Consider the following 17,657-nt stretch of genomic DNA (forward strand, 5'->3'; position numbering starts at 1 on the left):
AAGGCCACGGTCCGTTTCGGGTCCCCTCGCCCGCCGGCCCCCCGTACAGCAAGGAGCACGAAGTGCCATCATTCTCCACGACGCTCGAGCAGTCCATTCACGGTGCGCTGGCCCTGGCCAACGCCCGCCGCCACGAACTTGCCACGCTGGAGCATCTGCTGCTGGCGCTGATCGACGAACCGGACGCGGCGCGTGTGATGCGGGCCTGTTCCGTCGATCTGGATGACCTGCGCAAGGATCTGGAGGATTTCATCACCGACGACCTGTCCACGCTGGAAACGGACGTGGACGGGTCGGAGGCCGTGCCGACCGCGGCATTTCAGCGCGTGATCCAGCGCGCGGCGATCCACGTCCAGTCCTCCGGCCGGACAGAGGTGACCGGGGCCAACGTGCTGGTCGCCATCTTTGCCGAACGCGAAAGCAATGCGGCGTTCTTCCTGCAAGAGCAGGACATGACCCGCTACGACGCCGTCAATTTCATCGCGCATGGTGTGGCAAAGGATCCGGCCTTCGGCGAAAGCCGTCCGGTCAAGGGCGCGCCTCAACAAGACGAGGACGAAAGCGTGACCGAGGGGGACAAGAAGGAATCCGCACTGGCGAAATACTGCGTCGATCTGAACGAAAAGGCGGGCAAGGGCGACCTCGATCCGCTGATCGGCCGCGCGCACGAAGTCGAGCGCTGCATCCAGGTGCTGTGCCGCCGCCGCAAGAACAACCCGCTGCTGGTGGGTGACCCTGGCGTGGGCAAGACCGCCATCGCCGAAGGTCTGGCCTACAAGATCGTGATGAAGGAAGTGCCCGAGGTTCTGTCGAAGGCCACGATCTACAGCCTCGACATGGGCGCGCTGCTGGCCGGGACCCGCTATCGGGGCGACTTCGAAGAGCGGCTGAAGGCCGTGATGACCGAGATGGAGAACCACAAGGATGCGGTCCTCTTCATCGACGAGATCCACACGATCATCGGCGCCGGCGCCACCTCCGGCGGAGCCATGGACGCGTCCAACCTGCTGAAGCCTGCTCTGCAGGGCGGCAAGCTGCGCTGCATGGGATCGACCACCTACAAGGAGTTCCGCCAGCACTTCGAGAAGGACCGCGCCCTGTCGCGCCGGTTCCAGAAGATCGACGTGAACGAGCCGTCGGTCGAGGATGCGGTCAAGATCCTCAAGGGCATCAAGCCCTATTTCGAGGAGCATCACGGCGTGAAATACACCGCCGAGGCGATCCGCGCTGCGGTGGAACTGTCGGCCCGCTACATCAACGATCGCAAGCTGCCGGACAAGGCCATCGACGTCATCGACGAAGCGGGCGCATCTCAGCAGCTGCTGGCCGACTCGCGCCGCCGTAAGACCCTCGGTGTCAAGGAGATCGAGGCCGTCGTGGCCAAGATCGCCCGCATCCCGCCCAAGAATGTCAGCAAGGACGACGCCACGGTGCTGCGTGATCTGGAAACCTCGCTCAAGCGCGTGGTCTTTGGTCAGGACAAGGCGATTGAGGCACTGTCGTCCGCGATCAAGCTGGCCCGTGCGGGCCTGCGCGAGCCGGAGAAGCCCATCGGCAATTACCTGTTCGCGGGCCCGACTGGCGTGGGCAAGACCGAGGTGGCGAAACAGCTGGCGGATACGCTGGGTGTGGAACTGCTGCGTTTTGATATGTCCGAATACATGGAGAAGCACGCGGTCAGCCGTCTGATCGGTGCCCCTCCGGGCTATGTCGGCTTCGATCAGGGCGGCATGCTGACCGATGGCGTCGACCAGAACCCCCACTGCGTCCTGCTGCTGGACGAGATGGAAAAGGCGCACCCGGATGTCTACAACATCCTGCTGCAGGTCATGGACCACGGCAAACTGACGGACCACAACGGGCGGACCACCGATTTCCGCAACGTGATCCTGATCATGACCAGCAACGCCGGTGCGTCGGAAATGGGCAAGAACGCCATGGGCTTCGGCCGCGAATCGCGCGAGGGCGAGGATACGGCGGCCATCGAGCGGATCTTCACGCCCGAATTCCGCAACCGTCTGGACGCGATCATCAGCTTTGGCGCGCTGCCGAAGGAAGTGATCATGAAGGTGGTCGAAAAGTTCGTCCTGCAACTTGAGGCGCAATTGATCGACCGCAACGTGCACATCGAGCTGACCCCCGCCGCCGCCGCGTGGCTGGGCGACAAGGGCTACGACGTCAAGATGGGCGCGCGCCCGCTGGGCCGCGTGATTCAGGAGCACATCAAGAAGCCACTGGCCGAAGAACTGCTGTTCGGCAAGCTGGTGAAGGGCGGTCTGGTCAAGGTCGGCGTCAAGGACAAGGCACTCGACCTGTCCTTCGAGGCGCCCGAACAGGCCAAGATCACAGGCAAGAAGCCCCCGCTGCTGACCGCCGAGTGATCCGCACCACGCTGATCGCGACCCTGTCCCTCGCAGCCACATCGGCTGCGGGGGATATCTCTTTGGGGCTGCCGCTTGCCTGTGACATGGATAGCGTGTGTTTCATCCAGCAGACCGTGGACCGGGATACCGGACCAGGGGCGCAGGATTTCACCTGCGGCCCCCTCAGCTACGACGAGCATAGCGGAACGGATTTCGCCTTGCCGTCTCTGGCCATGCAGGCGGCGGGCGTCGATGTCCTCGCCGCCGCCCCCGGCACGATACAGGGCGTACGCAACGATATGCCCGACGTGCTGCAGACCGATCCCGCCGCACCCGACGTGACCGACCGCGAATGCGGCAACGGGCTGGTCATCCGCCACGCCGACGGCTGGGAAACCCAGTATTGCCATATGGCCCAAGGCTCGCTCACCATGAAACCGGGCGACAACGTTGCCACCGGCGACGTGCTGGGCCGCGTCGGCCTGTCCGGCGAGACGGAGTTTCCACACCTGCACCTGAGCGTGCGCCGCGATGGCGCCGTCGTCGATCCCTTCGCCCCGTCCACGGCGACCAGCTGCGGCCCTGCGGGCGACAGTCTGTGGTCCGACGCCCTCACCCTTGCGCCGGGTGGCCTCATCGCCGCCGGGTTCCGCGCGGATGTCCCCGCCTTCGACGCGATCAAGGCGGGCACAGCGGCGATGGGCACCCTGCCCGTGTCGGGTGGTGCGTTGGTGGTTTGGGGCTATGCATTCGGCGGTCAGGCGGGAGACCTGATGGTCCTGCAGATCGCCGGACCAGAAGGCACCGTCTTCGACGACACGCAGACGCTCGACCGCACGCAGGCCCAACTCTTTCGCGCAGGCGGGCGGCGCACGCCGCCAGAAGGGTGGCCGCCCGGCGACTACACCGGCACCATCACCCTGCAGCGCGACGGCATGGTGATCGACACGGCAACCACCACCGTCACCCTGCGCTAACGCTCGGTCAGCTTCAGCTCGATCCTGCGGTTCTGCGCCCGTGCCTCGGCACTGGTGCCGGGGTTCAGCGGCTGGAACTCGGCAAAGCCGTTGGCCGACATGCGGCCCGGCGGAATGCCCAGCGTCTCCATGTACCGCACCACCGACAGCGCACGCGCCTGAGACAGCTCCCAGTTGTCGGCAAACGCACCCAGTCCCGACAGCGGCTGGTCGTCGGTGTGGCCATCCACGCGGATGATCCAGTCGATGCCGTCGGGGATCTGGTCCGCGATCTGGCGCAGGATGCCAGCGACCTGTGCGATGTCGCCCTGCCCCGCCGTCGACAGCTGCGCATCCCCCGCCCCGAACAGCACTTCAGAGGAGAAGACGAAGCGGTCGCCTACGATCTGCACGCCGTCCAGCCCCTCGACCACGCCGCGCAACTGGCCAAAGAAATCAGACCGGAACCGTTCCAGATCCTGCGCTTCGGCCTGCAGGCGCGCGGTCTCCGCCTCCAGCCGGATGCGCTCGGCTTCCTCCAGCTCGGCGCGGCGCGTCTCTTCGGCGGCGACGCGGGCCAGCGCGGTGTTCAACTGTGACCCCAGCGCCTCGATCTGCACGTCGGCAGCCGCACCGTCGCTCTCCGCGATATTCAGCAGCGACTGCAGGCTGCCCACCTGTTCGCGCAGCGCCGCGACCTGTTCGTTCAGCAACGCCGTCTGGCGCTGCGCGTCCGTGGATTGCGCCTCCTGCGCCGCCAAGGCCTGCTCGGCCACTGCCAGCAGCGCCGCCTGACGCTCCCCCTCGGTCGCGGTCGCTGCCTGCGCAGCCAGATCGGCGGCCAACCCGTCGCGCGCCGCCTCGGCGGCCGCCAGCAGGGTCAGCGTGTCCTCCGCCGCGCGGCGCTGCTCCTCCAGCGACAGGGTCATGGCGGTCAATTCCGCATCCGCATCCGTCAGCCGCGCGCGCAGCGCCTCTGCCGCCGCCGCATCGACCAGCCGCGCCGCCTCCAGCTCCGATATCTGGGCGGTCTGCGCCGCATCGCTGTCGCGCAGATCGGCTATCAGCGCCTCCAGCGCCTCGCGCCGGGCGGCGGCCAGACGTGCCGCCTCGCTCTGCGCGTCGATCTCGCGCCGCGCGGTGGCCAGCGCCAGATCCAGCTGTTGTTGCGCCGTCAGCAGATCGGCGTTGTCCTGCTCCAACCCCGCGACCTGCCCGGTCAGGTCGGCGCGCTCGGCCAGCAGTCCGGCCACCTGCGCCTCGAACCCCGTGATCTGCGCATCCGCCTCCGCCAGATCGGCGGTTGCTGCATCACGCGCGCTTTCCGCCAGACCCAGCGCGCCCGTCAGCGCCGCGACCTGCCCCGCCAGATCATCCAGCTGCATCTCCTGCCCGCTGATCGTCTCGCGCAGGGCGAACTGCAGCACGGTGAAGATCGTCAGCACGAACATGAGCACCAGCAGCAGACCCGTCATCGCATCGACGAATCCGGGCCACATGTTGGTGTTCATCCGGGTGCTGCGCCGCGACAGGGCCATGGATCAGGCGTCCCGCCGCGTCTGCTTGATCGCGCGGGTCAGCGCGGCCAGATCGGTGCGCAGATCGGCCAGCGTTTCCTGACGCCCTGCTGCGATCTCCTCCAGCAGGCGCAGCATCTGGGTGTCGATGGACCGCAGCCGCATCCGGCTTTCCGCGTCCAGACCATCCGCCCCGCCGTCCTGCAGTTGCGCGATCAGGCGGTCCTGCCCGTCGGCGATGCGCGTCAGCAGAGCCGCATCGGTGCCGCTGGCGCGCTGGCTGTCCACCAACCGCTCGATCGTCCGCGACAGCTGGATCAGGTGGTCGTCCGCAGCGCTGCGCGTCTGCTCGGTCTGCGCCAGCAACCCCTGCATCGTCTCCAGCTGCGCGCCCATGTGATCGGCAAAGGCCGCCATCATGGCGCTGTCTGCTCCCGAACCCGCCTCGTCGCTGCCGGCAAAGCCGAGGCGCGTGATGCCCGACAGCCACTCTTCAAGCTCGCGGAAGAAGCGGTTCTGCGCCTGACCGGCGAAGAGTTCCAGCAGTCCCACGATCAGCGAGCCCGCAAGCCCCAGCAGCGACGACGAGAACGCCGTGCCCATACCGCCCAACTGCGTCTCCAGCCCCGCCTGCAGGCGCGCGAACACGTCGACACCACTCTCGCCCTCGACCGGGTTCAGCGACCGGATCGTCTGGACCAGCCCCGGGACGGTCGTGGCAAGGCCATAGAACGTGCCCAGGAGTCCGAGGAAGATCAGCAGGCTGCCCAGATACCGGGTGAATTCCCGATTCTCGTCGATGCGCTGCGCGACGCTGTCCTGAATGGACGTGGCCGCGGTCGAAGAGATCTGCATCCGCGCGCCCTGCGACCGCAACAACGTCGCAAGCGGCACGAGGAGCGATGGGGCGATCGTGATCTGATGCCCCGACCGACGCGCGGCGAACCCCTCGATCCACTCCACCGATTTCATCAGCTGCCAGACCTGTGCAAAGGTCGATCCGATGCCCAGCGCCGCGACGCCCAGGATCAGCCCGTTCAACCCCACGTTCAGCGCAAAGGCCGACTTGATCTGCGCAAAGAAAATGTAGCTGACGGCGGCCACGACGGCGAGCGCGATCAGCATGAAGGTGATCTGCCGCACGGGCTGCGAGAACTGCAGCCGCGTCTCGATCCTGCTCGTATCCGTCACGGTCGGCCATGTCCTGTTGTTTTGCCAAAGCTTAGGAGCGTTGGCGCGGAAACGGAAACGCTAAATCCGATCAAACGGTGCCGAGGATCGCGCGGACACGGCCCGTCAGCCAGACCATGTCAGGGTCGACGATTCCCATCTGCGCCAGATGGTCGGCGGTGCGGAACAGGTATTCGGAATTGGGACCGCGCCCACCGGTGCTGCGGGCGATCATCCGCGCCTGCGTCTCGAGGTCGAGTTGCACGTATTGTGCATGATCGGGGTCGATGACATAGGCCAGTGCGCCTTTCGGGCCGTCGTCGGTGTGGAGCACGACGGGACGTTCCAGATAGGCGGATGAGACGAGCTCGCGTTCGCGCAGCGCTGACAGCACGTGCGCCGTCTCTGTCTCCGCCACCTGAAAAGCCATGCCCGTGCATTGTCCCCCAGGCACCGCGTCGAGAGCCAGCACGAGTCCCGGCGCATCCGGCGTCCCGCGGTGATGGACCGACAGCATGCAGAAGCTGCGGTGGTAGTCGTGCAGCACCGCGCGATGTGCTGCAACGGGCACGAAACCGGGGTTCCACAGCAGCGAGCCATAGCCGAAGATCCACAGGTTCATGCGACTGGTCCTTTGTCGGGCATCCCTATAAACGCACGACGACCGATTGGCGAGGGGTGGCCCATGAAGCTGTTGACGATCATCGTGCTGGCGCTGGCCGGACTCTATTCGGCATATTGGTTCATTGCCGCGCGGACCCTCGATGGGCAGTTGCAGTCGGGCCTTGCCGCCGCCGTCGCACAAGGCTGGCAAATCGAAAGCGAGAGCCTGACCACCGGTGGCTACCCCTCGCGCTTCGACGTGACGGCCCGCGACCTTACGGTGACGACACCGGGCGGCGACGTGACATGGCGCGCGCCCGTGGTCGAAACGGCGGCCCTGTCCTATGCCCCGAACCGCGTGATCCTCGCACTGCCGCCGTCGCAGACCGTCGCGGTGCAGGGCCAGACCGTGACGATCGGGTCTGACGGGTTGCGGGCAAGCCTCGGCGTTGCGGCGAATACGTCGCTGGCACTCGATACGCTGACGGCAGAGGCGCGGGCGCTCGACCTCGTCTCCGATCGCGGATGGTCGTGGAAGACCGGGGCCGCCTTGCTGGCGCTGCGACCGGATGGCACGACACCCGGCAGCTATGACGCATATCTTGGCCTTGCGAACGTGACCCCCGGGGTTGCCCTGTCCGCCGCACCCGATGGACCCGCGCAGGTGACGGTGGACGCCACGGTGCAGCTGGACCGCCCGCTGGACCGCACGGGGCTGGCCGGGGCCCCGCCGCAGGTCCAGCAACTGTCGCTGACCACGGCCGAGGTGACATGGGGCGACTTGCGACTGGTGGCGGATGGGGCGATCGACGTCGATGCGACGGGCGTGCCTACCGGCCAGATCCTGCTGGCGTTGACCGGCTGGCAGGACGTGCTGACTTTGATCGCAGAGGCCGGTCTGTTGGACCCGGGCCTGCTGAGCGTCATCCGCAACGGCGCGTCTTTCATGGCCGCCGGGCAGGATACGCTGACCATGCCGCTGACGTTCGCCGACGGCGCGATGGCGCTCGGGCCCATTCCCATCGGCCCGGCACCCCGTCTGATCCTGCGCTAGGCGGCGCGGCGCGCCTCGATCGCCAGCCAGATGCGTTCGGCGATGTTGGTGCCGTCGAACTGCTCGAGTTCCTGGATGCCGGTGGGCGAGGTGACGTTGATCTCGGTCAGCCAGTCGCCGATCACGTCGATGCCCACGAAGATCTGGCCCTTCTCGCGCAGCAGCGGCCCGATGCGATCGCAGATCTCGCGGTCGCGGTCGGTCAGCGCGACCTTCTCGGGCCGCCCGCCCACGTGCATGTTCGACCGCGTCTCACCGGCGGCCGGCACGCGGTTGATCGCGCCCACGGGCGCGCCGTTGACGAGGATGATGCGTTTGTCGCCCTTGGACACCGCCGGCAGGAATTTCTGCATGATCAGCGGTTCGCGGTTGATGCCCGAAAAGAGCTCGTGCAGCGACGCGAGGTTGCCGTCGGCCTGCGCAAGCTTGAACACGCCGGCCCCGCCGTTGCCGTAGAGCGGCTTGAGGATCACGTCGCCGTGGGTCGCGCGAAATGCGCGCAGCGTGTCCAGATCGCGGGCCACCATCGTGGGCGGCGTCAGGTCCTGGAACTGCAGCACCAGCAGCTTCTCGGGATAGTTGCGGACCCAGAACGGGTCGTTCACCACCAGCGTCGTGTCGCGGATCATGTCCAGCAGATGGGTCGTGGTGATGTAGCCCATGTCGAACGGCGGGTCCTGACGCAGCCAGACCACGTCGAACGTCGCCAGATCGACCTCCTGTTCCGTCCCGAGGGTGAAGTGGTTCCCCTTTTCGCGCCGCACCGTCAGCGGCCAGCCCCGCGCCATCACGCGCCCTTCGCGGAATGCCAGCTTGTCGGGCGTATAATAGAACAAGCTGTGCCCCCGCGCCTGCGCCTCTTCTGCGATGCGGAACGTGCTGTCGGCGTCGATGTTGATCGGACCGATCGGGTCCATCTGGATGGCGACGTTCAGGGGCATGATCTGGCCTTTCGGATGTGGGCATACCCGATATGGCGCAGCCGCAGGTCCGGCGCAATGGCGCGCCTACCAGCCCCCGAAGGCGTTCGCGATCACCTGGACCTGGCCCATCTGGTCGACGGTGGCCACATCGAACCGCATCGGCGTCAGCGCACCCCGCGGCTCCGACCCCACGTATTCGGACGCGGCCATGCAGATGCGATCCATCTGACGCCGACTGACCCGCTGGATCGCCTGCGCATGTGTGCGGCTCTTCTTCACTTCGACAAAGACGATGCCGTCGCCGTCGCGCACGATCAGGTCGATCTCGCCACCACGACCGCGCCAGCGGCGGGCGGCCTCGGCGCAACCGCGGGCGGCATAGGTGCGTGCCACGATATCCTCTGCGGCAAGGCCCGCATGATAGTTCATGGCGTTGCGCCGCGCGGTCCCATCCAACACGGGGTCAGGCTGCGTTATCGTCATTTGCATCGTCCGCGTCCTTTCGATCCAATCCCAGTGCCGTCTGATAGACCTGCCGGCGCGGCAGTCCCAAGGCACCTGCGACAGCCGTCGCCGCATCCTTGATCCGCATCGTCGCCATGGCATCGCGCAACGCGGTTTCCACATCCGCATCGGCCACCGTCGCCGCGCCCACCCGACCGATCAGGACGACAACCTCGCCCTTTACGGTCCGTCCGTCGAAGGCCTGCGCAAGCGTTCCCAGCGTGCCGCGCGACACCTCTTCGAATTTTTTCGTCAACTCCCGGCAGACCACCGCCGCCCTCTCCTGCCCCAACACATCGCACGCAGCAGCTAACAAATCATGAACGCGCTTGGGCGATTCGTAGAGCACGAGGGTGAACGGCAGGTCCCGCAACTCGGCCAGTTGCGTCGTCCGCTGGCCTGCCGCCGCCGACAGGAACCCAACGAAAGCGAAACGGTCCGTTGGCAATCCGCCCACCGCAAGCGCCGTCAGCACGGCGGATGCGCCCGGTGCCGCCGTCACCGGCAACCCCGCCGCCTGCATGGCCAGCGCCAGCTCGTACCCCGGGTCGGCGATCAATGGCGTCCCCGCCTCCGACACGCAGGCCACCGATTGCCCGGCGGCCACGGCCGCGACCAGCCGCGCCACCTGGGCCGCATCGCTGTGATCGTGAAAGGCCACCACCTGACGTTTGCCCAGCGGCACGCCGTGGATTTCCATCAGCTTGCGGGCGGTGCGGGTGTCCTCGGCGGCGATCAGATCGCAGCTCGCCAGGATATCCAGCGCCCGCAACGTGATGTCGCGGGCCGATCCGATAGGCGTGGCGACCAGATACAAACCGGCGGCCAGCGGCCTGATCTCGTAATTCATGCCTAGACCCCCGTGCAGCCCGCCCTATGATGCGCGCCATGTCGGACAATGCGGTGGATCGGGGCGAAGGACAACGCCCGGTGCGACCCGCTGTCCCCGAAATTACAAGGACGCCGCCGATGACCGCCCCACACGCCCGCGCCACTCCCCCTGCGACACCCACCGCAGCACCCGCTGCCGCGCGGCGTCTGGTCGCCCGCGCGACTGCCGTGCTCGCACTGGTCTGGACCGCAGCCTGCGTGCCCCTGCCGATGACCGAGGGCACCAACACCGGGGCTGCGATCGACCCGTCCGCCCCCGTGCAGGTCGCGCTGCTGGTGCCGGCCGGGTCCGGCGACGGCAACGACGCCGTGCTGGCCCGCAACCTCGAGAATGCGGCCCGTCTGGCCATCTCCGACCTGAGCGGCGTCGAGATCGACCTGCGCGTCTACAATTCCGGCGCCGATGCGGCAGTGGCCGCACAGACCGCGACACGCGCCGCCGACGAAGGCGCCATGATCATCCTCGGCCCGCTGTACGGCGAGACTGTGAACCCGGTGGGCAATGCCGTGGCCAGCCGCAACATCAACGTGCTGGCCTTGTCCAACAACCCGACCGTCGCCGGTGGCAACGTCTTCATCCTCGGCTCGACCTTCAACAACACCGCCAACCGTCTGGTGGCCTATGCCCGCGGCACCGGGATCGAACGCTTCGGCGTCGTGCACGCCAACGATCTGGGCGGCCAGCTGGGCCGCGATGCGATCACCGCCGCGGTGCAGGCGAACGGCGCCCAGGTCGCGGGCGTCGGCAGCTATCCGCTGTCGCAGCAGGGCATCACCGGCGCCACGACGCAGATCGCCACGACGTTGCGCGCTGCCGGTGCGCAGGCCGTGTTCCTGACCGCAGGCGCCAACGCCGACCTGCCGCTGATCGCCACCGCCCTGCCGGAGGCCGGGATCGACCCGGTGAACACGCGCTACATCGGCCTGACGAACTGGGCCGCCGTGCCGCAGGCGCTGGCCCTGCCGGGCGTGCAGGGTGGCCTCTTCGCCGTGCCCGACCGCGCGATGGCCGCCAACTTCGAAGCACGCTATGCCGCCGCCTACGGTGACCAGCCGCATCCGCTGGCAGGCCTCGCCTATGACGGCATCGCTGCCATCGGCGCACTCGTGGCCACCGGTCGCCCCGATGCGCTGACCAAGCAGTCGCTGACCACGCCCCAGGGCTTTCAGGGCACGAACGGCATCTTCCGCCTGCTGCCCAACGGCTTGAACGAGCGTGGTCTGGCCGTCGCCACCGTGCGCGGCAACGAAGTCGTCATCCTCGAGAATGCACCGCGCAGCTTCGACCGTGCTGGCAGCTGACGACACCGTTGCGGACACCCCGCCGGCCGATCTGATCCTGCCGGCGGACCGCATCTTCGACGACGCCGCCGTCCTTGCCCGTCTGGCCGAGGTGGTGGCGAGCGCGCCGGACGCCCGCACCCTGCGGGCGGCCACCGTCGGCGTGCTGAAACAGGCGCAGAAGGATGGCCGCGCCGCCATCGCCGCGGCGTTTCTGGCGGAACCCTTCCGCGCCAGCCCGACGACCCGCGCCTACAGCTACCTCACCGACCGGATCGTGACGACCGCCCTCGACGTGGCGCGCAACCACCTGCATCCCCTGCCGAACCCCACCGGGTCCGAACGGCTGTCCGTGATCGCCGTCGGCGGCTATGGTCGAGGAGAGATGGCGCCTCATTCCGACGTCGACCTGCTGTTCCTCACGCCCTACAAGATTACCCCCTGGGCCGAGAGCGTGATCGAATTCACGCTCTACATGCTGTGGGACCTCAAGATGAAGGTCGGCCACGCCAGCCGCACCATCAAGGACTGCCTGCGCCTCGCCACCGAGGATTTCACCATCCGCACGTCGCTGGTGGAATACCGCTACCTGACCGGCGATGCCGATCTGGCGGCGGAACTTGGCAAGCGGCTGTGGACCGACCTGTTCAAATCAACCGCGCCCGAGTTCATCGACGCCAAGCTCGAAGAACGCGCCCAGCGCCACCGCAAGCAGGGCGGTCAGCGCTACATGGTCGAGCCCAACGTGAAGGAGGGCAAGGGCGGGCTGCGCGACCTGCAATCCCTCTACTGGATCGGCAAATACATCCACGGCGTCCGCGCCGCCTCGGACCTCGTGCGGTTCAAGGTCTTCACCCAGACCGAATACGAGGCGTTCCGCGCCGCGCACGAGTTCCTCTGGGCGGTGCGCTGCCACCTGCACCTGATCGCGGGCCGCGCGCAGGACCAGTTGACCTTCGACATGCAGGTCGCCGTGTCAGAGGCGATGGGCTACCGCGACGGCGGCGGACGGCGCGGGGTCGAGCATTTCATGCAGGCCTACTTCCGTCAGGCCACGATGGTGGGCGACCTCACGCGCATCTTCCTTGTCGCGCAGGAACGCACCCACACCAAGGCAGCGCCGATGCTGGAACGGCTGTTGAAGCGCAAGCCGAAGACCGCCGCCCCCTATGCGATCAAGCAGAACCGCCTGACCGTGTCGGGGCCCAAGACGTTCCTGTCGGACCCGCTGAACATGCTGCGCATTTTTGATGAATCGATGCGCACTGGCACGCTGATGCACCCGGACGCCATGCGGCTGGTCGCGGCGAACCTGCACCTGATCGACAGGACACTGCAGAACGATCCAGACGCCAACAAACTGTTCCTCGGCCTGATGCTGAAACACGGCAACCCGGAACGCGCCTTGCGCCGCATGAACGAGCTGGGGGTGCTGGGGGCCTTCCTGCCGGAGTTCGCGCCCGTCGTCGCGATGATGCAGTTCAACATGTATCACCACTACACGGTGGATGAACACATCATCCAGTGCATCAGCCACCTGAGCCAGATCGAACGCGGCGAACTGGCGGATGCCCTGCCGCTGGCCACCGGCATCCTTGTGGGCGGCGTGAACCGCAAGGTTCTCTACGTGGCACTCCTGCTGCACGACGTGGGCAAGGGTCGGACCGAGGATCATTCCATCGTCGGCGCCCAGATCGCCCGCCGCGTCTGCCCGCGTCTGGGCCTGTCCAAGAAGGATAGCGACACCGTCGAATGGCTGATCCGCGCGCATCTGCTGATGTCCGACACGGCGCAGAAACGCGACATCTCTGAGCCGCGCACGATCCGTGGCTTTGCAAAGGCGGTGAAGTCGGTTGAACGGCTCAACCTGCTGACCGTGCTGACCGTCTGCGACATCCGCGGCGTCGGCCCCGGCACGTGGAACAACTGGAAGGCCGTGCTGCTGCGCAACCTCTATGCCGCGACCCGCAGCGCTCTCGAAAACGGGCTGGAGGATGTGAACCGCGAAACCCGCGAAAACGTGGCCAAGCGCAGCCTGCGCGATGCGCTGTCGGGCTGGGACGCCGTGGACGTGAAGCGCGAGATGGGCCGCCACTACGGCCCGTACTGGCAGGGATTGCCGCCCGCGACGCATGTGATCTTTGCAGGCCTGCTGCGCGACATCCCCGATGACGCGCCGCGCATCGACCTCATGCCCGACCCCGACCGCGACGCGACGCGGGCGTGCTTTGCCATGGTCGATCATCCGGGCCTCTTCTCGCGCCTTTCGGGCGCGCTGGCGCTGGTGGGTGCCAACATCGTCGATGCGCGCACCTATACGTCCAAGGACGGCTATGCGACGGCGGTGTTCTGGCTGCAGGACGCGGACGGCCACCCGTTCGAGGAATCCCGCCTGACCCGCCTGCGCCAGATGATCCACAAGACGCTGATGGGCGAAATCGTGCCGCGCGACGCCCTCGCGGACCGGGACAAGCTGCCAAAGCGGATGCGCGCCTTCCGCGTGCCGACCACGATCACCTTCGACAACGAAGGGTCCGAGATCTACACCATCATCGAGGTCGATACCCGCGACCGCCCCGGCCTGCTGTTCGACCTGACCCGCACGCTGGCCAACGCCCATGTCTATATCGCCAGCGCGGTCATCGCGACCTACGGCGAACAGGCGGTCGACACGTTCTACGTCAAGGACCTGACCGGGTTGAAGTTCCACAGCGAAAGCAAGCGCCACAGCCTCGAACGGCGCCTGCGCGAGGCCATTGACCGTGGCGTGGAACGGGCGCAGACGTGACGCCGCAATTCTAGGGGCGCGCCTGTCATGAAACCGATCCGCCTGATGGCCGGCTTCTTCACCGTCGGCATCTGGACGCTGCTCAGCCGCGTGATGGGGTTCGCCCGCGACATCATGATCGCGGGCTACCTCGGCACCGGCCCGATCGCCGAGGCGTTTCTCGTCGCCTTCTCGCTGCCCAACCTGTTCCGCCGCTTCTTCGCCGAAGGTGCCTTCAACATGGCCTTCGTGCCGATGTTCTCGAAAAAGGTCGAAAGCGGCGAAGGCCCGGCAGAGTTCGCGCAGGACGCCTTCATCGGCATGGCGGTGATCCTGACGGGCTTCACGATCCTCGGCATCCTCTTCATGCCGCTGCTCGTCACGGCGATGGCGGCGGGTTTCCGCGGCGACGAACGCTTCGATCTGGCGGTGGAATACGGGCGGCTCGCATTCCCCTACATCCTCTTCATCTCGCTGACGGCACTCCTGTCCGGCGTCCTGAACGCCACGGGCCGCTTCATGGCCGCCGCCGCAGCACCCGTGCTGCTGAACGTGGTGTTCATCGTGGCGATCCTGGTCTCGGCCGCCTTCGGCCGCCCGATGAGCGACAGCCTCGGCCTCAGCATCGACGAGGCGCTGGGGCTGCGGGTTGGCGATTCGCTGGCGCTGTCGGTGCCGCTGGCGGGTATCGCGCAGATGGCCGTGGTCTGGTGGGCTGCCGCACGGGCGGGCTACCGGATGCGCCTGCGCCGCCCGCGCATGACGCCGGAGCTGAAGCGGCTGGCGATCATCGCCGCCCCCGCAGCCCTTGCGGGGGGCGTGGTGCAGATCAACCTGCTGGTGGGCCGTCAGGTCGCCAGCTTCTACGACGGCGCGGTGGCGTGGCTGAACTATGCCGACCGCCTGTACCAGCTGCCCCTCGGTGTGGTCGGCATCGCCATCGGCGTGGTGCTGCTGCCGGACCTGTCGCGCCGCCTGCGCGGCGGCGACGTGACGGGCGGACGCGATGCGTTCAACCGCGCCGCCGAACTCAGCCTTGCGCTGACGGTCCCCGCCGCCGTGGCACTGATGGTCATTCCCTATTCGCTCGTCGCGGTGCTGTTCGAACGCGGTGCCTTCACCGCCACCGACACGGCGGCCACGGCGCTGGCCGTCGCGGTCTATGGCCTCGGCCTGCCGGCCTTCGTGCTGCAAAAGGCGCTGCAACCGCTGTTCTTCGCGCGCGAGGATACGCGGCGGCCCTTCAACTACGCCCTCGTGGCGCTGGTGCTGAACCTGGCACTGGCGCTGGGTCTGACGCCGTTCATCGGCTTCGTCGCCGCTGCCCTGGGGACGACGCTGACCGGTTGGGCGATGGTCCTTCTGCTGTGGAACGGCTCGCGCAGCATGGGGGTCGCGGCCACGCTCGATGACCGGTTCAAGGCCCGGATTTGGCGCATCGCGGTCGCATCGGCGGGCATGGGGGCCGTGCTGTGGGGGGCACAGGCGCTCCTCGGGCCCACACTCGGCATGGCGGGCCTGCGCTACCTTGCGCTGACCGCCCTCGTCGGCATCGGCGTCGTCAGCTATTTCGCCATCGGGCAGGCGGTCGGTGCGTTCCGCCTGCAGGACTTCCGCCGCGCCCTGCGCCGCTGACCCCCATCGTCTTGCCCGAAGTACGCCCCCGCGGGAGGCGTCCCGCCCTTACCGCTGGCGCAGACGCACCAGAAGCGCGCTCCACCCGCCTGGCGCCAGCACGGTGGACGCCGCGAACCCCACGGCGAACCCCGCCAGTTCCGCGATCCACACGGCACCCGACCCGAACAACAGACCGAACGCCAGTTGCAGCGCCAGCAACAGGCCGATCAACTTGAACGCCGCCAACTGGTTCTCGCCCGCCTGCCCCAGCCGCAGCCACAGGATATAGGTGAACGCCCCGATCAGCCCGTAGACCGCGGGCCAGACGCCGAACAGCGGCGTAGTGCCGCCCACCAGCAACCCGAACGCCACAGCCCCCGCCAGCGTGCCCAGCACGAACACCGCCAGCGTCGCTGGCGCGGAGAACACGTCGCCCACGAACTTGCCCAGCGCCAGCAGCAGCGCCGCCCCGAACAGCGCATCGGTGAAACTGCCGTGCACGAAGGCATAGGTGACGAAGCGCATCAGTAGACTGGGCTCCATCGCGCCGCGCCCCACGACATAGTCGAAGACGGCGGGCGAAAAGGCATAGTCGTTCAGCGCCGACAACCGCCAGCCCACAGCCCCCGGCCCGCCGATCAGACCGCTGGTGCCTGCGCTGATCACCAGCTCTACCCCCGCCACGATGGCGACGAGCGCGAGGATGACCGTCGGGATCGCGTTGAACGGACGCTCGACTCGGGGCGCGAAGGGGGATTGGGGGTCGTGCATCGGCGGACCTCTGGGGTTGTTGATGTTGCCGGGCGGCTCTGGCATGGGTAGGTCCACCCGCCCCCTTTGACCACCCCGGATGATACCATGACCGATGCCACCTTCACCCCCCGCGTGTTTTCCGGGATCAAGCCGTCGGGCGGCCTGACGCTGGGCAACTATCTGGGGGCCATCAAGCGCTTCGTCGGCATGCAGGGCCAAATGGAGACGCTCTATTGCGTCGTCGATCTGCACGCGATCACCGTGTGGCAGGACCCGGTCGAGCTGCGCCACGCGACCCGCGAAGTCGCGGCAGGCTACCTCGCCGCCGGCCTCGACCCTGCGCAGTCGATCCTGTTCAATCAGGCGCGCGTCAGCCAGCATGCAGAACTTGGCTGGATCTTCAACTGCGTGGCCCGCGTTGGCTGGATGAACCGCATGACCCAGTTCAAGGACAAGGCCGGGGCGAACGCCGAACAGGTCAGCCTCGGCCTCTATGCCTATCCGTCGCTGATGGCGGCGGACATCCTGCTCTATCACGCGACCCACGTCCCGGTGGGCGAGGATCAGAAACAGCATGTGGAGCTGACCCGCGACATCGCGGCCAAGTTCAACCACGACTACAAGGTCGACTTCTTTCCCCAGACGATCCCGGTGATCGACGGCCCCGCCACGCGCGTGATGAACCTGCGCGACGGCACCAAGAAGATGTCCAAATCCGGCGAGTCGGACATGGAGCGCATCAACATGCGCGACGACGCGGACACCATTGCCAAGAAGTTCAAGAAGGCCAAGACCGACCCCGCCGCCTTGCCCGACACGCTGGACGAGCTGCGCGACCGCCCCGAGGCGCGCAACCTGATCGACATCTACGCCGCCCTGTCGGACGCCACGCCGGAGGCGGTGATCACAGAGTTCGCCGGCGCCGGCTGGGGCCGGTTCAAGCCAGCGCTGGCCGATCTGGCGGTGGACCGCCTCGCGCCCATCTCGAACGAGATGACGCGTCTGATGGACGACCCCGCCGAGATCGACCGCATCCTGACCGATGGCGCCGACCGCGCCCGCGCCATCGCCGCACCGATCCTGTCGCGCACCGCCGAGATCGTGGGTCTGCTGCGCTAGACCCCTCGATATCGGCCGCGGGCTGTCCGACCAACGGACAGCGCGTGACGCCGTGCCGCCCTCGGGCGGCAGCCTCCGGCGGGAGTATTTCCGAAAAAGCGAGGGCGGGGGCAGCGGTGCGCGCGGGCGCAGGGCGATG

Annotated in this window: 14 protein-coding genes; 7 read left to right on the forward strand and 7 right to left on the reverse strand. The window is 67.3% G+C overall.

What is annotated here, in order from left to right; genetic code table 11:
* The first annotated feature begins 62 nt into the window (after positions 1-62).
* Together clpA and BMX16_RS08110 are read left to right on the forward strand one after the other, a co-directional pair.
* A complete protein-coding gene (clpA, locus tag BMX16_RS08105; RefSeq protein WP_089901480.1) occupies positions 63-2,381 on the forward strand; it encodes an ATP-dependent Clp protease ATP-binding subunit ClpA in 2,319 nt (772 codons plus the stop codon).
* Complete coding sequence (locus tag BMX16_RS08110) at positions 2,378-3,340, forward strand: M23 family metallopeptidase (RefSeq protein WP_245731425.1); 963 nt, start codon at positions 2,378-2,380, stop codon at positions 3,338-3,340. The genes clpA and BMX16_RS08110 overlap by 4 nt, the downstream gene beginning before the upstream one ends.
* Here BMX16_RS08110 and BMX16_RS08115 read toward each other — a convergent pair.
* The 3 genes from BMX16_RS08115 to BMX16_RS08125 form a co-directional block, all read right to left on the reverse strand.
* Positions 3,337-4,857, reverse strand: a complete 1,521-nt coding sequence (locus tag BMX16_RS08115; protein WP_089901483.1) for a peptidoglycan -binding protein — start codon at positions 4,855-4,857, stop codon at positions 3,337-3,339. The two genes, BMX16_RS08110 and BMX16_RS08115, sit on opposite strands and share 4 nt — an antisense overlap.
* A gap of 3 nt (positions 4,858-4,860) precedes the next feature.
* The gene (locus BMX16_RS08120) at positions 4,861-5,961 is read right to left on the reverse strand and encodes a biopolymer transporter ExbB (protein ID WP_089901680.1); all 1,101 of its coding nucleotides are present in this window, start codon (positions 5,959-5,961) and stop codon (positions 4,861-4,863) included.
* Between the two features lie 136 nt (positions 5,962-6,097).
* Positions 6,098-6,628, reverse strand: a complete 531-nt coding sequence (locus BMX16_RS08125; RefSeq protein WP_089901683.1) for a gamma-glutamylcyclotransferase — start codon at positions 6,626-6,628, stop codon at positions 6,098-6,100.
* Positions 6,629-6,691: 63 nt separating this feature from the next.
* Here BMX16_RS08125 and BMX16_RS08130 point away from each other — a divergent pair, with 63 nt between their 5' ends.
* Positions 6,692-7,663, forward strand: a complete 972-nt coding sequence (locus BMX16_RS08130) for a DUF2125 domain-containing protein (protein WP_177174609.1) — start codon at positions 6,692-6,694, stop codon at positions 7,661-7,663.
* Here the strand turns inward: BMX16_RS08130 and gshB are convergent.
* From gshB to rsmI, 3 genes are all read right to left on the reverse strand, one after another.
* Positions 7,660-8,604 carry a glutathione synthase gene (gene gshB, locus BMX16_RS08135; protein WP_089901488.1) on the reverse strand — a complete coding sequence of 315 codons (945 nt, stop codon included), beginning with the start codon at positions 8,602-8,604 and terminating at the stop codon, positions 7,660-7,662. The two genes, BMX16_RS08130 and gshB, sit on opposite strands and share 4 nt — an antisense overlap.
* Positions 8,605-8,670: 66 nt before the next feature.
* On the reverse strand, positions 8,671-9,069 hold the full coding sequence (locus tag BMX16_RS08140; protein ID WP_245731431.1) for a YraN family protein: 399 nt from the start codon (positions 9,067-9,069) through the stop codon (positions 8,671-8,673).
* Positions 9,050-9,940: a 16S rRNA (cytidine(1402)-2'-O)-methyltransferase gene (gene rsmI, locus BMX16_RS08145; protein WP_089901492.1), complete on the reverse strand. Its 891-nt coding sequence runs from the start codon at positions 9,938-9,940 to the stop codon at positions 9,050-9,052. The genes BMX16_RS08140 and rsmI overlap by 20 nt, the downstream gene beginning before the upstream one ends.
* Positions 9,941-10,059: 119 nt before the next feature.
* Here rsmI and BMX16_RS08150 point away from each other — a divergent pair, with 119 nt between their 5' ends.
* From BMX16_RS08150 to murJ, 3 genes are read left to right on the forward strand one after another with little or no spacing between them, the layout of a single operon-like run.
* The gene (locus BMX16_RS08150; RefSeq protein ID WP_089901494.1) at positions 10,060-11,283 is read left to right on the forward strand and encodes a penicillin-binding protein activator; all 1,224 of its coding nucleotides are present in this window, start codon (positions 10,060-10,062) and stop codon (positions 11,281-11,283) included.
* Positions 11,249-14,050: a [protein-PII] uridylyltransferase gene (locus BMX16_RS08155; protein WP_089901497.1), complete on the forward strand. Its 2,802-nt coding sequence runs from the start codon at positions 11,249-11,251 to the stop codon at positions 14,048-14,050. Before BMX16_RS08150 ends, BMX16_RS08155 begins: the two co-directional genes overlap by 35 nt.
* 27 nt (positions 14,051-14,077) lie before the next feature.
* A complete protein-coding gene (gene murJ, locus BMX16_RS08160; RefSeq protein WP_089901500.1) occupies positions 14,078-15,664 on the forward strand; it encodes a murein biosynthesis integral membrane protein MurJ in 1,587 nt (528 codons plus the stop codon).
* A 48-nt stretch (positions 15,665-15,712) separates the two neighbouring features.
* Here murJ and BMX16_RS08165 read toward each other — a convergent pair whose 3' ends face one another.
* Positions 15,713-16,462 (reverse strand): rhomboid family intramembrane serine protease, encoded by a 750-nt coding sequence (locus tag BMX16_RS08165; RefSeq protein ID WP_245731427.1) that lies wholly within the window; start codon positions 16,460-16,462, stop codon positions 15,713-15,715.
* Positions 16,463-16,504: 42 nt separating this feature from the next.
* Here BMX16_RS08165 and trpS point away from each other — a divergent pair, with 42 nt between their 5' ends.
* The gene (gene trpS, locus BMX16_RS08170; RefSeq protein WP_089901503.1) at positions 16,505-17,518 is read left to right on the forward strand and encodes a tryptophan--tRNA ligase; all 1,014 of its coding nucleotides are present in this window, start codon (positions 16,505-16,507) and stop codon (positions 17,516-17,518) included.
* Positions 17,519-17,657: the final 139 nt, after the last annotated feature.

Origin of the sequence: Loktanella fryxellensis, assembly GCF_900110065.1 — a bacterium.
In the GTDB taxonomy this organism is placed as follows: Bacteria; Pseudomonadota; Alphaproteobacteria; order Rhodobacterales; family Rhodobacteraceae; genus Loktanella; species Loktanella fryxellensis.

What these genes read in the sequence shown, in the direction of transcription:
- BMX16_RS08115 (WP_089901483.1), bottom strand. Translation starts at nt 4,857, where the DNA reads ATGGCCCTGTCGCGGCGCAGCACCCGGATGAACACCAACATGTGGCCC.
- BMX16_RS08120 (WP_089901680.1), bottom strand. Translation starts at nt 5,961, where the DNA reads ATGCTGATCGCGCTCGCCGTCGTGGCCGCCGTCAGCTACATTTTCTTT.
- BMX16_RS08125 (WP_089901683.1), bottom strand. Translation starts at nt 6,628, where the DNA reads ATGAACCTGTGGATCTTCGGCTATGGCTCGCTGCTGTGGAACCCCGGT.
- BMX16_RS08130 (WP_177174609.1), top strand. Translation starts at nt 6,692, where the DNA reads ATGAAGCTGTTGACGATCATCGTGCTGGCGCTGGCCGGACTCTATTCG.
- gshB (WP_089901488.1), bottom strand. Translation starts at nt 8,604, where the DNA reads ATGCCCCTGAACGTCGCCATCCAGATGGACCCGATCGGTCCGATCAAC.
- BMX16_RS08140 (WP_245731431.1), bottom strand. Translation starts at nt 9,069, where the DNA reads ATGACGATAACGCAGCCTGACCCCGTGTTGGATGGGACCGCGCGGCGC.
- rsmI (WP_089901492.1), bottom strand. Translation starts at nt 9,940, where the DNA reads ATGAATTACGAGATCAGGCCGCTGGCCGCCGGTTTGTATCTGGTCGCC.
- BMX16_RS08150 (WP_089901494.1), top strand. Translation starts at nt 10,060, where the DNA reads ATGACCGCCCCACACGCCCGCGCCACTCCCCCTGCGACACCCACCGCA.
- BMX16_RS08155 (WP_089901497.1), top strand. Translation starts at nt 11,249, where the DNA reads ATGCACCGCGCAGCTTCGACCGTGCTGGCAGCTGACGACACCGTTGCG.
- murJ (WP_089901500.1), top strand. Translation starts at nt 14,078, where the DNA reads ATGAAACCGATCCGCCTGATGGCCGGCTTCTTCACCGTCGGCATCTGG.
- BMX16_RS08165 (WP_245731427.1), bottom strand. Translation starts at nt 16,462, where the DNA reads ATGCCAGAGCCGCCCGGCAACATCAACAACCCCAGAGGTCCGCCGATG.
- trpS (WP_089901503.1), top strand. Translation starts at nt 16,505, where the DNA reads ATGACCGATGCCACCTTCACCCCCCGCGTGTTTTCCGGGATCAAGCCG.